We start from the raw sequence: 14,462 nt of genomic DNA, 5'->3' as shown, positions 1-14,462 counted from the left end.
TTCCCCGTGCCCGTGGCCCCAAGGAGGGTGACGAAACGCTCCCCATCCCTTAGGGCCTCCAGAAGCTCCCTTATGGCCTTGGGCTGGTCCCCCTTGGGCTCGGGGCCCTGGTAGCGGAACATCCCCTCCAGTGTAGCCCAAAAGAAAACCCCCCGCCCACGGGGGGGCGGGGGGTTGGGGTAACCTCTTAGAACTTCACACTGTAGGAGATGCTGAAGCCGCGGCCATAGTCCGTGAAGTTGCTAAGGGTACCGATGGCGAACTCCCCGTAGGCCACGGTGAGGTCGTAGTACTTGGCCTCCAGGTAGAAGCCCGCCACCCGGCCGGACTGGGTGCTGGGCGTGGCCAGCCAGGGCGCAGCGATGGGGTCGGGGCTCCGGTAGACCCGGTCGCGGGCGAAGTTGAAAGCCTGGTTCCCGCTCCCCACGGTGGGCAGGCCCGTACCCACCAGGAGGTCGCCTTCGTAGTTGGCGTAGGCCACGCTGAAGTTGAGCTTGGGCGCCAGGAAGTCCTGGAGCTTGACGCCAGCCCGCCAGTAGAACTCGTAGGCGGTGGTGGGGGAGGTCACCCCAGAGCCGTTACCCTGATACTGGGTCCGCCGGTAGGAGACGGCCCCATCCAGACTCAGGCCGAAGGCAATGGGATCGGTGGAGACCTGCGCCCCGCCCTTGAGGGTGGTGTAGTCCCCCGTAGGAGAGGAGCCGCTTCCCTGGAGGAAGGTGTGGTAGCGGAAGCCTGGGTTGAGGTTGATGAAGGCCAGCTTCAAGGGCTTAGCCAGGCTGGCGTAGGCCTGGATGTCGCTGTAGCCGGAAACGTAGAAGTTGGCGTACTGAGCGGTGAGGTTGAGGGTGGGGATGAAGGCGTCTTCGGCAGTACCGTCGTGGTTCAGGCTCGCGCCCCAGCTGGAGGAGTACTTTTGGTTCTCATTGGTGTAGATATAGTTGCCTCCAGGGTTGATGGCGTCCACCTGAGTGGTGAGGTCAAAGTAGCTATTCCCACCGGTGTAGGCGGCGTTGTAGAAGCCCGTGAGGCTGAAGCCGCGGAAGGAGCCCAGGGTAACCGCGGCGCCCAGGGCATCGTAAACGCTGCCCGCGCTCAGTGCGTAGTCTCCCTCACTCTCCGCGTAGGCCTTCACGCTCACGGGGCCGAAGGCGGCGCTGGCCTCCACGCCAAGGCCCCGGGTGTCCGCGCCGTAGGGGGCGGTGGACTTGAACCCGCTGTAGTAGTTCGTATCCTCGTTCTCCGACATGCCCGCCTGGCCGTCGGCGTACTGCGGGTCCACGGCGTGGTAGTTGGCGCTGAGCTTGACGGGACCCAGGCTGGCCTCAGCCTCGCCGTAGTAGGCCCAGTCGGCGAGGGTGTTATCAAAGAAGTCCTGGAAGGGGCTGCCGGGCACCTGGGAGGAAACCCAAAGCCCCTTCAGGCTAACAGGGCCGATGCTCAGACCACCGTCTGCCCCGATGGCCGAGCGCCTCCCGAGGTTGGTGGCGTAGTTCAGGGCCAGGTCCAGCCCCTGAATGGGCTTGAAGGCGGTGCGGATGCCGAAGTACTGGCCGTCAAGGGCGGGGCTAGGGTCGCTGGTTGTAACGGCAGCAACCCCAGTCACCAGGGTTACCTCAGGAGCCAGGGGGAACTTGGTGCCGGAGAAGGTGGCCACTAGGCCCTGGCGGGGGTTGGCGCGGCCGATTTGGGGATCGCCCTTGTCGTTGTCGTTGGCGAAGAGGTAGTCGTTGAACTTAAAGAGGCTGGTGTTCCGGTGGTAGGTGACGCTGAAGGCCTGGCCGTCCACGGTGCCCTTTACGCTAGCGTTATTGAAGCGGATGTTAGGCGTGGCCGGGCTGGTGGTAAAGGCATCTGCAGTAACCGTGGCGCTGGCCTCGCTGACGGCCACCCCCTGGGCGGCGGGGGCGGTGTTCTTGACCCCGAAGGAGAGGGAGGCGCCGCCGTAGGAGATGTTCCCCTGGTTGGAGTCGGGGTTCTGGACGTTGGAGTCGGTGGCCCCGTAGACCCCGGTAGAGAAGGCGTTGCCGGGGAAGAGACGGTCGATGTCAAAGGCTGTTCCGCCCTGGGTGACCACCGTGCCGTAGGTGGCGGAGAGGCTACCCGAGATGGAGTACTGCACCTTGGAGAGCTCGGCCACCTTGCCCTCCAGGGCGGACACCTTCTCGGAGAGGCCCACCAGGTCGGAGCGCAGGGCGGCGGCGAACTCCTGCACCGCGGCCACGTCTTCCTTGGTGGCGAACTGTTCCAGGTCGGGGAGCTCGGGGGCCTGCTGCTCGGAGAGGGCTTTTTCCAAGGCGGTCACCCGGTCCTGGAGGGCGAGGACATCCTGGTTGAGGAGGACGGCCAGCTCGTTCAGGGCCTGGATGGCCTGGGCGTTGGCCTCCACCTGGGTGCCGAGGCCGGCCACGTCGCCCTTCACGCCCTCGAGGTCCTGGGCCAGGGCGTCCAGCTGCTCCGCGAGCTGCTGGGCCTGGGCCAGGGCGGTGTCCGCGGCGATGGAGGCGGCCTCCACCCGGTCGGCCAGGTCTTGGAGGGCGGCCTGGTCCATGCCGGGCTCGGGGGCAGGCTGGGCCTTGAGCTCCTCAATGAGGGCCTCGAGGCGGGCGATGTCCTCCTTGGTGGCGGCGCTGTCCTCCAGGGCGGAGACCCGCACGCCCAGGGCGGCAAGCTCAGCGGCCAGCTCCTGGACGGCGTTCTTCAGGGCCTCGAGGTCCTCGGAGGACAGGGCCTCCATGGTGGGGGACTCGCCCCCCTGCTTCATCTCCGCCTGAATCTGCTGCAGGAGGCGGTAGATGATGAGGGCGGCCTGGTAGCGGGTGAGAGTCTCGTTGCCCCGGAAGGTGCCGTCCTGGAGGCCCGCGATGATCCCCTTGGCCGCCAGGGCCTCCACCGCCTCCTTGGCCCAGTGGCCGGCGGGCACGTCGGAGAACTGGGCCAGACCGAACCCCATGGAGAGGACGGTCAGAAGCCCGGCCAAAAGCATGACTAGCCTTTTCTTCATATCTCTCCACACCTCCTTTGGAGGTTCCAGGGCCTTAACGGGCGAGTTGCCGCGTTTCCTCTCCGTTAAAACCCCGGGCGCAAGGCCAAGCCAGCGTGGCAGAGCTTTGACCTTGCATCCGGAGGTATCATAAAGGGCTCACACAAATCTTGTCAAGCCTAAAGGGGCTCCCCTATACTCCCCCTGGGGCGCTTGCCCCTCTAGGCGGGAAGCGCAGGGGGCCCTTGGCCTCACGAGGTGGCGGACCCCAGAGATGGGGATAACCAGGGGCCCAAAAGGTCCTTGGAAAAGATCGAGGGAATCCGCGGATGCCGCCCGGGGTGGACCCGCCCCGCCCGCCTGAAGACCCCCAAGGGAAAGCCGCCCCCGCGAGGGGGGGACAACCTTAAGGGGGAGGGCCTTTGGGGGAAGGCGCTGGCCTTCCCGGGAAAGGGGTGTTATGTGCGGGATCGTGGGCTATGTCGGGTTTAGGAACGCCACGGATGTCCTTTTGGATGGCCTTAAGCGGCTGGAGTACCGGGGGTACGACTCCGCGGGGGTGGCGGTGCGAACCCCTTCGGGGCTTAGGGTGGTGAAGCGCTCGGGGAAGCTTTCCGCCTTGGAGGAGGCTTTGAAGGGGGAGGGGTTGGAGGGGCCCTTGGGCCTCGGCCACACCCGCTGGGCCACCCACGGGGCCCCCACGGACCCCAATGCCCACCCCCACACCACGGAGGACGGGCGGATCGCGGTGGTCCATAACGGCATCATTGAAAACTACCTGGAGCTCAAGGAGGCCCTCCTGGCCCGGGGGCACCGCTTCCTTTCGGAGACGGACAGCGAGGTCCTGGCCCACCTCATAGAGGAGAAGTACCGGGGGGATCTCTTCCAAGCCCTCAGGGAGGCCCTGAAGGAGGTGCGGGGGGCCTACGCGGTGGTGGCGGTCCACCAGGACCACGAGGAGCTGGTGGCCGCCCGCACGGTGAGCCCCCTGGTGGTGGGCCTGGGGGAAGGGGAGAACTTCCTGGCCTCGGACGTGCCCGCCCTCCTCCCCTACACCCGCCGGGTGATCTTCCTGGAGGACGGGGATCTGGTGCGCATCCGCCGGGATGGGGTGGAGGTCACGGACCTTGAGGGCCGCCCCCTTCCTAGGCCCGTGGAGGAGGTGGACTGGAGCCTCGAGGCCGCGGAGAAGGGGGGCTTCCCCCACTACATGCTGAAGGAGATCTACGAGCAACCCTGGGTCCTGGAGAACACCCTGGGGGGGCGGCTTTCGGAGGAAAGGGGGGAGGCGGAGCTGGGCCTAGGGCTGGACCCCCTTTCCGTGGACCGGGTGCACCTCATCGCCTGCGGCACCGCGGCCTACGCGGGCTGGTACGGGAAGTACCTCCTGGAGGGCCTGGCCCGGCTTCCCGCGGACTGGGAGGTGGCCAGCGAGTACCGCTACCGTGACCCCGTGGTGGACGGGCGCACCCTGGCGGTGGCCATCAGCCAGTCGGGGGAGACCATAGACACCCTCGAGGCCCTGCGGGAGGCCCGGCGCAAGGGGGCCCGCGCCCTGGGGGTGGTGAACGCCAAGGGTTCCTCCATCACCCGGGAGGTGGAGGAGGTGCTCTACATCCACGCGGGGCCGGAGATCGGGGTGGCCTCCACCAAGGCCTACACCGCCATGCTGGCCGCCATGGCCCTCCTCGCCCTCTGGTTTGCCCGGGCCCGAAAGGTCCTTTCCCGGGAGGAGGCCCAAGCCCTCATCCGGGAGATGAAAAAGCTCCCCCGCCTGGTGGAGGAGGCCCTGGAGAAGCGGCCCCTGCTGGCCCATATCGCGGAGAAGTACCACCAGGCCCAGGACTTCCTCTTCCTGGGGCGGCACGTCCAGGCCCCCACGGCCTACGAGGGGGCCCTGAAGCTCAAGGAGATCAGCTACATCCACGCCGAGGCCTATCCCGCGGGGGAGATGAAGCACGGGCCCATCGCCCTCATAGATGAGCACCTGCCGGTGGTGGTCCTGGCCACCCGGGGGCCCCTTTACGAGAAGACCCTTTCCAACATTCAAGAGGTGCGGGCCCGGGGGGGGAAGGTGATCGCCATCGCCACCGAGGGGGATGAGGAGATCAAAAGGCTTGCCCAGGACGTGATCTACGTGCCGGAGGTCCACCCCCTCCTGGCCCCCATCGTGAGCGTGGTGCCCCTCCAGCTCCTCGCCTACGAGGTGGCCGTCCTCCTGGGCCGGGACGTGGACCAGCCCCGCAACCTGGCGAAAAGCGTCACCGTGGAATGACACTCCCCTGACCGGCCCCGCCCTAAACTGGGGGCGTGGCCACCGTGCTCCTGGTGGAGGACGAGCCCGCGGTCCGGCTTGGGGTGCGCTTGGCTTTGGAACGGGCGGGGCACCGGGTCTTGGAGGCGGAGGACGCCGCCAGCGCCTGGGTCCTTTTGGGGGAGGCGGAGGCGGTGGTCCTGGACTGGATGCTCCCCGACGAGCCCGGGGTGCGGCTTTTGGAGAGGATACGGGAAGGCCCCCACGCCGCCCTGCCCGTCCTCCTCCTCACCGCCCGGGCGGAGGTGCGGGACCGGGTGGAGGGCCTAAGGCGCGGCGCGGACGACTACCTGACGAAGCCCTTCGCCACGGAGGAGCTCTTGGCCCGCCTCGAGGCCCTCCTGCGCCGGGCAGGCCGCCCCAAGGTCCTAAAGCGGGGGCCTCTGGTCCTGGACCTGGAGCGGAGGGAGGCCCGTCTGGAGGGGAGGCCCTTGGACCTGAGCCGGCGGGAGTTTGACCTCCTGGCCTTCCTGGCCCAGCGCCCGGGCCGGGTCTATACCCGGGAGGCCCTTCTGGAGGCCGTGTGGGGTCCGGATTTCCTGGGTACCCCGAGGACTGTAGACCAGCACATCCTGCAGCTTCGGGAGAAGCTTGGGGAAGACCCCAAGGCCCCGAGGTTTTTGGAGACCGTGCGGGGGGTGGGGTACCGCTTCCGGGAGGAGGGGTGAAGGAGGCCTTGGCCGAGGCCTGGGAGGAGGCGCGGGAGGGGCTTCTCCTCCACCGGGAAAGACGGGTGGTCTACCTGAACCCCAAGGGGGCGGAGCTCCTTGGGGTGGACCGGGAAAAGGTCCTGGGGGGGCCTCTCATCCTGGCCCTGCGGGACCACCGCTTGGAGGCCCTGGCCCTCCACGGGGGGGAGCGGTTTTTGGAGGTCCGGGGCCGCCACCTTTGGGCCAAGGCCCTCCCCGGGCGGCTCTACCTTCTGGACGAGACCGAGGTCCAAAGGAGGCTTCAGGAGCTGGAGGAGGCCACGGCCCTCCTGGCCCACGAGCTCCGCACGCCCCTAGCGGGCATCGGGCCCCTCCTCGAGGCCCTCACCCCTAGGACCCAACAGGAGGAGGAGGTCCTGGCCCTCCTCAAGGGGGAGGTGGCCCGCCTGGCCCGCCTGGTCCAAGACCTCTCCCTCACCGACCCTGGGCCCAAGCGCACCTTCCTCCCGGCGGAGCTTTGGCCCAGGCTCGCCCGGCTCCTGCCCCTGGAGGGGCGGCGGGTGGAGGTGGACCTGGCCCACGCGGTGCGGGCCGACCCCGAGCGCACCTTCCAGATCCTCCTAAACCTCTTGGACAACGCCCTCAAGTACGGCCAGGACCCCATCCGCCTCCAAAGCCAGCTGGAAGGGGGGAAGGTTCTTTTGGAGGTGCGGGACGTGGGGCCTCCCCTTTCCGACTACGAGGCCCTCTTCCGCCCCCGGCACCGGGGCTTCCAGGGGGGGATGGGGTCGGGGCTGGGGCTTTACCTGGTGCGCCGCCTGGCCCGGGCCCAAGGGGGGGAGGCTTACGCCCGGAGGGAGGGTGGGGAGAACGTGTTCGGGGTGGCCTTTCCCCTAGACTGAAAGGAGGAGGCGAGATGCGCGAGAGTTTGGATCGGGCGCTGGAGGGGCTGGTTTCGGAGACCCTCAGGATGCTCTCCCTGGTGCGGGAGATGACGGAAAAGGCCACGGAGGCCCTGGTGGAGGGGAACGCCGCCAAGGCGGAGGCGGTCATCGTCCAGGACAAGGAGGTGGACGCCTTGGAGCTCAAGGTGGAGGACGAGGCCATCAAGGTCATCGCCCGCCACCAGCCTGTGGCCCGGGACCTGAGGCTTATCTTCACCGTGATCAAGAGCCTCACGGACCTAGAGCGGGCGGGGGACTACGCCATGCACGTGGCGGAGGACGCCCTCCTCCTTTCCAAGGAACCCCCCCTGAAGCGCTATGTCACCCTGCCCGAGATGGGGCGCAGGCTCCAGGAGATGATGGACGTCCTCTCCAAGGCGGTGGCCGAACGGGATGTGGCCCTGGCCCGGAAGGTTCTGGAGCTGGACGACGCAGTGGACGGGCTTTACGAGGAGGTCACCCGCGAGCTCATCACCTACATGATGGAGGACCCCCGCACCATCACCAAGGCCCTCACCCTCCTGCGGGTGGCCCGGAGCTACGAGCGGCTTGGGGACCACCTGGAAAACGTGGCCGAACGGGTGATCTACTGGCTCACGGGGGAGGTGTACAAGGCTCCGGAGGACGTGTACTGACGTGCCCCGGCATTGAAGCATCCTCCCGGGGCTTGGAGGGAAGGCGCGCTAAGTACCCCACCGAAGTGAAAGCGTAGGTGGGTACTTAAAAGGCCACCTCCCGGAAATCCCTAAGCACCCCCTTGGCCCCGGCCTCGAGGAGGGCCTCCGCCGGGTGGCCGGTGAGGAGGGCGTAGGTGGGGATGCCGGCCCCCACCGCGCTCCTTACCCCGGAGGGGGAGTCCTCAAAGGCCAGGGCCTCTTCCGGCCTCACCCCCAGGCGCGCCAGAGCCACCCGGTAGGGCAGGGGGTCGGGTTTGCCCCGGCCCACCTCCTCCGCCAGGACGAGGAGGGGGGGGCTGAGCCCCAGGGCCTCCAGCACGTGGCTGGCGTTCTCCTTGGGGGCGTTGGTCACCACCCCCCAGAGAAGGCCCTTGGCCCTCGCCTTCCCCAGGAGCTCAGGAAGCCCTGGGGTGGGGCTTAGCCCCTGGGCGAGGGCGCGGAAGCGGGCTTCCTTTTGGGCGATGAGCGCCTCGGCCTTTTCTCCGGTAAGCCCCAGGAGGTCCCGGACAATCTCCGGGTTCAGGCGGCCGGAGATCCGCGCTCGGTAGAAGGAGGGGTCCACCTCGAGGCCGAAGGGCTTTAGGGCCTCCCGCCAGGCCAGGAGGTGGAGGGGGTCGGTGTCCGCCAGGGTACCGTCCAGGTCAAAGAGGAGGGCCTTAAGCATGGTCCTTCCTCTCCGCCAGGGGCAGAAGCCCCAAGAGGGCTAGGGCTAGGGCCAGAAACCCCAAGGGAAGCCCCTCAGGGGGCAGGAGGGCGAAGAGGGCGGGGAGGAGGGTGCTCCCCGCGGCCCCGGCGTAGAAAAGGCTCGGGAGGGCCCGGTGGCCAAAGCGGGCCTGCACCAGGGCGAAAAGGGTGGAGAAGAAGGGCCCGAGGAGGAAGCCCACCAGGGGGAAGAGGTAGGCCCCCGGAGGGAAGAGGTTCAGGCTGAGAAGGAGGACCACCAGGAGGAGGAGGCGCCGTAGGACCAAGAGGGGGGTCTCCGCCACCCGCCGGGCCAAAAGGAGCCGCCCCAGGGAGAGGCCCAGCCAGTAAAGCCCGAGGAGCACCCCGCCCCAGGCGGTGGACCGGCCCAGGTGCTCCAACCAGACCCGGTTCCAGGCAGCCAGGACCCCTTCCAGCCCCGTGTAGAGCCCCACCAGGAGGAGGAAGGGGAGGACCCGCCCCCCGCCCTCCGCCTTCCGGCCCGCCACCCGGGGCGCGCCCCAGAGGAGTAGGCCCGCCCCCAGGGCCAAAAGCCCCATTAGGCTTAGGGCCAAGGGATAGGGCAGGTAGGTGAGGAGGAGGGGGGTGGCCACCGCCCCCAGACCGAAGCCCACGTTGGCCCGGTTTACGAGCTCCACCCGCCTTCCCGGGTCCAGCTCCCCCACTAGGCTATTCCCGTGGACGTTCATCACCCCTTCCCCTAGGCCCAAGAGGAAGGCCAGGCCCACCACCACGGGGAAACTGGGGGCCAGGGCCAGGCCGAAGAAGGCCAGGGCCACAAGGAGGAGCGCCCCAGGGAGGAGGGGGTGCCGGCCTTCCCCGCGGGCCAGGCGCACGCCCAAGAGGAGGCCTAAGAGGAGGGCCAGGAAGAAGGCCGAAACCCCCTCCCCCACCCCGTAGGCCGCCCGCCAGTGGGGGAGGGCCGCCCCCGGCAGGGCCACGATGACCCCCACCAGGAAAAGGGCTAGGAAGGCGCCCAAGAAAAAGCGCACGCCCCCCATTCTTCCCCCCGCTGACCCTTTGGTCAATAATGGGAGGCATGGAGGAGGCCCTGAAGCGGGCGCTGGAAGGAGAGGGGGTGTTCGCCTTTCCCGGGGTCCTGTGGGTGCGCGGGCCCGATGTCCTTTCCTTCCTCCAGGGGCAGGCCACCCGGGACGTGCGGCGCCTTTCGGGGCCTATGGGAGCCCTTTTTCTGAACCACAAGGGCCAGATTGAGGAGGCGGCGACCCTCTTCCCTCACGCGGAAGGCTTTCTCCTCGCCCCTTGGGGGCGCCTCGAGGACCTCAAGGCCCGGCTCAAGCGCTACATCGTCTTTGACCAGGTGGAGCTCGTGGAGCTTCCCCTTTACCGCTTGGTCTACCCCGATGGCCGGGAGGTTTTGGGGGAGGGTGGGGAAGGGGCCTGGCCTGCCGAGGTTTACCCGGTTTTCGCCCTGCTAAAGGGCCTTCCCCTTCTGGAGGCCATTAGGGGGGAGCTCCCCCAGGCGGTGGGCCTCGAGGGCCTGGTGGACCGGGGCAAGGGGTGCTACGTGGGCCAGGAGATCATGGCCCGCACGGAGGGGAAGGCGGTGCACCGCCACCTGGTGGGGCTTCAGGCCCTAGGCCCTTCCGCCTCCCCCGGGCCCCTTTTCCTGGAGGGGCGGGCGGTGGGGGAAGCCAAGCTCTTTCTCCCCACCCCCATGGGCCTGTTGGGCCTTGGGGTGGTGCGGAAGGAGGTGCCCTTCGGGGCGGAGGTGGAGGGGGAGGGGGGGCGGGTCCGGCTCCTCCCCTGGCCCTTCGGGGAGGAGCTATGGAGCGCGCGGAGATCCTAGGCGTGGGCACGGAGCTCATCTACGGGGAGACCCTGGACACCAACACCGCGGAGATCGCCCGCACCCTCAAGCCCTACGCCCTCAAGGTGGAAAGGACCCTCAGGATCGTGGACGAGGTGGGCCCCCTGGCGGAGGCGGTGCGGGAGGCCTGGGGGAGGGCCCGCCTCGTGGTCCTCTCCGGGGGCCTTGGCCCCACCCCGGACGACGTGACCCGGGAGGCGGTGGCCCTGGCCCTGGGGGAGCCCCTGGAGCTGGATGAGGAGGTGCTTGGGGGGATCCGGGCCCTCTTCCAGGCTCGAGGCCGCCCCATGCCCGAGGCCAACCGCAAGCAGGCCCTGAAGATCCCTTCGGCCCGCTGGCTGCAGAACCCTAGGGGCACCGCCCCGGGGTGGTGGGTGCGGAAGGAGGGGAGGGACCTGGTCCTCCTCCCCGGGCCCCCTTCGGAGTGGCGGCCCATGTGGGCGGAGGTCCTCCCCGCCCTCGGCCTCCCCCGCCGCCCTTATGCGGAGCGGGTCCTCAAGACCTGGGGCATCGGGGAATCGGACATCGTGGAGCGGCTGGGCGATCTTTTCCTTAGGGAGGCGGAAGTGGAGGTGGGCACCTACCCCAAGGTCCACGGGGTGGAGGTGGTGGTGAGGGGGGAGGAGGCCCGGGTGGCGGAGCTTTCGGAGAAGATCAAGAAAAAGCTCCTGAAGGAGATCTGGGGCGAGGGGGAACTCACCTTGGCCGAGGCGGTGAAGCGGCGGCTGGAGCTGGAGGGGGCCACCCTGGCCACCATGGAAAGCCTCACCGGGGGGCTTCTGGGCGCGGAGATCACCCGGGTGCCGGGGGCAAGCCGGGTGTACCTGGGGGGCGTGGTATCCTATTCGGTAGGGGCCAAGGCCCGCTTCGGTGTGCCGGAGGAGCTCCTTAAGCGGACGGTCTCCGAGGAAACCGCCAAGGCCATGGCGGAGGCGGCCCGGGGCATCTTCGGGGTCACCTACGCCCTTTCCACCACGGGCGTGGCGGGGCCGGACCCCCTGGAGGACAAGCCGGTGGGCACGGTCTACGTGGCCCTGGCGGGCCCTAAGGGCACGGAGGCCCGCCGCTACCGCTTCCTGGGGGACCGGGAGACCGTAAGGCTCCGCGCGGTGTACGCCGCCTTGGCCCTTCTCCTGACATGAGGCTTTTCTACGCCGTTTTTCTACCCCAAGAGATCCGGGAGGCCCTGAAGGAGGCCCAGGCCAAGGTGGCCCCCTTCAAGGGCTGGAAGACCACGCCCCCCCACCAGCTCCACCTGACCCTCCTCTTCCTGGGGGAAAGGCCCGAGAGCGAGCTGGACGAGCTTAAGGCCCTGGGGCACCGCCTCGGGCGCACCGCCCCGCCCTTCACCGCGTACCTCCGGGGCACGGGCTACTTCCCCAACGAGGGCTCCCCCCGGGTCTGGTTCGCCAAGGCCGAAGGGGAGGGCTTTACCCGGCTGGCGGAGGCTTTGAGGGCCGAACTTGGGGACCCCGATCCCAAGCCCTTCAAGCCCCACATCACCCTGGCCCGCAAGAAGGGCCCTGCCCCCCGGGTGCCCCCCGTGGTCTTCGGCCTCTCCTGGCCGGTGGAGGAGTTCGCTTTGGTGCGCTCGGAGCTTAGGCCCAAGGGGCCCGTCTATACCATTCTGGAAAGATTTCCCCTAAGAGGTGACCATGAACGAGGAGAAGCGGAAGGCTCTGGAGAACGCCCTTAAGACCATAGAGAAGACCTTTGGCAAGGGGGCCATCATGCGCCTGGGAGAGGCCCCCAAGCTCCAGGTGGACGTGATCCCCACGGGCTCCTTGGGCCTGGACCTGGCCTTGGGGATAGGGGGGATCCCCCGGGGGCGGATCGTTGAGATCTACGGCCCCGAGTCCGGAGGCAAGACCACCCTGGCCCTCACCATCATCGCCCAGGCCCAGAAGCAGGGGGGGGTGGCGGCTTTCGTGGACGCGGAGCACGCCCTGGACCCCCTTTACGCGGCCAAGCTCGGGGTGAACCTGGAAGACCTCCTGGTCTCCCAGCCCGACACCGGGGAGCAGGCCCTGGAGATCGTGGAGCTCCTCGCCCGCTCGGGGGCGGTGGACGTCATCGTGGTGGACTCCGTGGCCGCCTTGGTGCCCCGGGCGGAGATCGAGGGGGAGATGGGGGACCAGCACGTGGGCCTCCAGGCTAGGCTCATGAGCCAGGCCCTTAGGAAGCTCACCGCGGTGCTCTCCAAGAGCAACACCGCGGCCATCTTCATCAACCAGGTGCGGGAGAAGGTGGGGGTGATGTACGGCAACCCCGAGACCACCCCCGGGGGACGGGCGCTGAAGTTTTACTCCAGCGTCCGCCTGGACGTGCGCAAAAGCGGCCAACCCATCAAGGTGGGCAACGAGGCCGTGGGCATCCGGGTGAAGGTGAAGGTGGTGAAGAACAAGCTGGCCCCGCCCTTCCGCGAGGCGGAGCTGGAGATCTACTTCGGCCGGGGCCTGGACCCGGTGATGGACCTGGTGAACGTGGCCGTGGCCGCCGGGGTCATCGAGAAGGCGGGCTCCTGGTTCTCCTACGGGGAGGCCCGCCTGGGCCAGGGCAAGGAGAAGGCCGCGGACTACCTCCGGGAGCGCCCTGAGCTTCTGGAGGAGATCCGGGCCAAGGTCTTGGAGCGGGCGAGCGAGGTGGTCCTGGTGGCCTCGGAGGACGAGGGGGCGTAGATGAGCCTTTTGGACCTGCTGCTTTTGCTCTTGGTCCTGGTGCTGGCCGGGGCCCTTTTCCTCCGCCGCAAGGGGGAGGATGGGGAGGCGAGGCGCCTCCTCGAGGCCGCCCGGGAGGAGGCCCGCCTGGCCCTGGAGGCCGCCCGCGCCGAGGCCCGGACGCTCAAGGAGGAGGCGGAGGCCAAGGCCCGGCGCCTCAGGGAGGAGCTGGAGGCGGACCTGAGGCGCCGGCTGGAGGAGGAGGCTAAGGAAGCGAGGAAGCGCCTCGAGGAGGCCGAGGCCCGGCTTAAGGGGGAACGGGAGGAGCTCAAGGCGGAAAGGGAGCGCCTCCTCGCCCTCCAGGCCGAGCTAAAGGCGGAACGTGAGCGGCTTAAGGAGGAGCGGGAGGATCTCCGCCGGGAGGCCGACCGCCTTTCCAAAAGGGGCGAGGCCCTAGATGCCCGCGCCCTCCGCCTGGACGCCCTGGAGGAGGCCTTGGCCAGGCGGGAAGCGGCCCTAAAGGAAAAGGAAACCGCCCTCCTGGAAAGGGAGAAGGAGGTGGAAAGGCGCCTCTTTGAGGTGGCGGGCCTCACCCCCGAGGAGGCCCGCCGGCTGGTCTTGGAGAAGCTGGACCAGGAGCTGGAGGAGGAGAAGGCCCAAAGGGTGCGGGCCGCCGTGGAAAGGGCCCGCCTCGAGGCCAAGCGGGAGGCCCAGAAGATCCTGGCCCAGGCCATGCAGCGCCAGGCCTCGGAGACCGCGGCCCAGCTTGCCGTTTCCGTGGTGCCCCTCCCTTCGGACGCCATGAAGGGCCGGATCATCGGGCGGGAGGGGCGGAACATCCGCACCTTTGAGGCCCTCACGGGGGTGGACCTCATCATAGACGACACCCCGGAGGCGGTGCTCCTTTCCAGCTTCAACCCCATCCGCCGCGAGGTTGCCCGCATGGCCCTGGAGGAGCTCTTGAAGGATGGCCGCATCCACCCAAGCCGGATAGAGGAGGTGGTGGAAAAGGCCAAGGGCGAGATGAAGACCTTCATCTACGAGAGGGGGGAGGAGGCCGCTTTGGAGGCCGGGGTGGTGGGGTTGAAGCCTGGCCTCATCCAGCTTTTGGGCCGCCTCCACTTCCGCTCCAGCTACGGCCAGAACGTCCTCAAGCACTCCGTCCAGGTGGCCCACCTCGCCGGCATCATGGCCGCGGAGCTGGGTCTGGATGCGGGGCTTGCTAGGAGGGCTGGGCTTCTCCACGACATCGGCAAGAGCGTGGACCGGGAGGTGGAGGGGAGCCACGTGGAGATCGGCATCGCCCTGGCCCGGCGCTTCGGGGAGCCTCTGGAGGTGGTGGACGCCATCGCTCACCACCACGACCCCGAGAACGCCGAGACCCTCTACGCCGTGTTGGTGGCCGCGGCGGACGCCCTTTCCGCCGCCCGCCCGGGGGCCAGGCGGGAGTCCTTGGAGGAGTACCTCCAGCGCCTCGAGGCCCTGGAGCGCATCGCCCTCTCCTTCCCGGGGGTGGAGACGGCCTTCGCCGTGCAGGCGGGGCGGGAGGTCCGGGTCATCGTCAAGCCGGACAAGATCACCGACGCCAAGGCCACCCTCCTCGCCCGGGAAATCGCAAGCCGCATAGAGCGGGAGATGAACTACCCCGGCCAGGTCCAGGTCACGGTGGTGCGGGAGACCCGGGCGGTGGAGTTTGCCCGGTAG

General features: G+C 68.6%; 12 protein-coding genes. 9 read left to right on the top strand and 3 right to left on the bottom strand.

Annotated elements, in window-relative coordinates; genetic code table 11:
• Positions 1-187: 187 nt before the first annotated feature.
• On the bottom strand, positions 188-3,004 hold the full coding sequence (locus WKI94_RS01190) for an S-layer homology domain-containing protein (RefSeq protein WP_337843948.1): 2,817 nt from the start codon (positions 3,002-3,004) through the stop codon (positions 188-190).
• Positions 3,005-3,443: 439 nt separating this feature from the next.
• Between WKI94_RS01190 and glmS the strand changes: the two genes are divergently transcribed.
• The 4 genes from glmS to phoU are packed head-to-tail and all read left to right on the top strand — an operon-like array spanning position 3,444 to position 7,526.
• Entirely contained in the window at positions 3,444-5,258 is a 1,815-nt protein-coding gene (gene glmS, locus WKI94_RS01185) for a glutamine--fructose-6-phosphate transaminase (isomerizing) (protein WP_337843947.1), read from the top strand.
• Between the two features lie 35 nt (positions 5,259-5,293).
• On the top strand, positions 5,294-5,965 hold the full coding sequence (locus tag WKI94_RS01180) for a response regulator transcription factor (protein ID WP_337843946.1): 672 nt from the start codon (positions 5,294-5,296) through the stop codon (positions 5,963-5,965).
• Complete coding sequence (locus WKI94_RS01175) at positions 5,962-6,849, top strand: ATP-binding protein (RefSeq protein WP_337843945.1); 888 nt, start codon at positions 5,962-5,964, stop codon at positions 6,847-6,849. Before WKI94_RS01180 ends, WKI94_RS01175 begins: the two co-directional genes overlap by 4 nt.
• A gap of 14 nt (positions 6,850-6,863) precedes the next feature.
• Positions 6,864-7,526: a phosphate signaling complex protein PhoU gene (gene phoU, locus WKI94_RS01170; RefSeq protein WP_337843944.1), complete on the top strand. Its 663-nt coding sequence runs from the start codon at positions 6,864-6,866 to the stop codon at positions 7,524-7,526.
• 85 nt (positions 7,527-7,611) lie between these two features.
• Here the strand turns inward: phoU and WKI94_RS01165 are convergent, their stop codons facing one another.
• Positions 7,612-8,232, bottom strand: coding sequence for an HAD family phosphatase (locus WKI94_RS01165; RefSeq protein ID WP_337843943.1), 621 nt, complete (start codon positions 8,230-8,232; stop codon positions 7,612-7,614).
• Entirely contained in the window at positions 8,225-9,271 is a 1,047-nt protein-coding gene (locus tag WKI94_RS01160; RefSeq protein ID WP_337843942.1) for an MFS transporter, read from the bottom strand. Before WKI94_RS01160 ends, WKI94_RS01165 begins: the two co-directional genes overlap by 8 nt.
• Before the next feature lie 38 nt (positions 9,272-9,309).
• On the opposite strand from WKI94_RS01160, the gene WKI94_RS01155 reads away from it, so the two are divergent.
• From WKI94_RS01155 to rny, 5 genes are read left to right on the top strand one after another with little or no spacing between them, the layout of a single operon-like run.
• Positions 9,310-10,080: a glycine cleavage system protein T gene (locus WKI94_RS01155; protein WP_337843941.1), complete on the top strand. Its 771-nt coding sequence runs from the start codon at positions 9,310-9,312 to the stop codon at positions 10,078-10,080.
• Complete coding sequence (locus WKI94_RS01150; RefSeq protein WP_337843940.1) at positions 10,059-11,243, top strand: CinA family nicotinamide mononucleotide deamidase-related protein; 1,185 nt, start codon at positions 10,059-10,061, stop codon at positions 11,241-11,243. The genes WKI94_RS01155 and WKI94_RS01150 overlap by 22 nt, the downstream gene beginning before the upstream one ends.
• Positions 11,240-11,797 carry an RNA 2',3'-cyclic phosphodiesterase gene (gene thpR / locus WKI94_RS01145; RefSeq protein ID WP_337843939.1) on the top strand — a complete coding sequence of 186 codons (558 nt, stop codon included), beginning with the start codon at positions 11,240-11,242 and terminating at the stop codon, positions 11,795-11,797. Before WKI94_RS01150 ends, thpR begins: the two co-directional genes overlap by 4 nt.
• Entirely contained in the window at positions 11,757-12,779 is a 1,023-nt protein-coding gene (recA, locus tag WKI94_RS01140; RefSeq protein WP_337843938.1) for a recombinase RecA, read from the top strand. Before thpR ends, recA begins: the two co-directional genes overlap by 41 nt.
• Positions 12,780-14,462, top strand: coding sequence for a ribonuclease Y (gene rny / locus WKI94_RS01135; RefSeq protein ID WP_337843937.1), 1,683 nt, complete (start codon positions 12,780-12,782; stop codon positions 14,460-14,462).

Origin of the sequence: Thermus sp., assembly GCF_037444525.1 — a bacterium.
GTDB lineage: Bacteria > Deinococcota > Deinococci > Deinococcales > Thermaceae > Thermus.
This window is presented reverse-complemented; position numbering and strand designations above follow the sequence as displayed.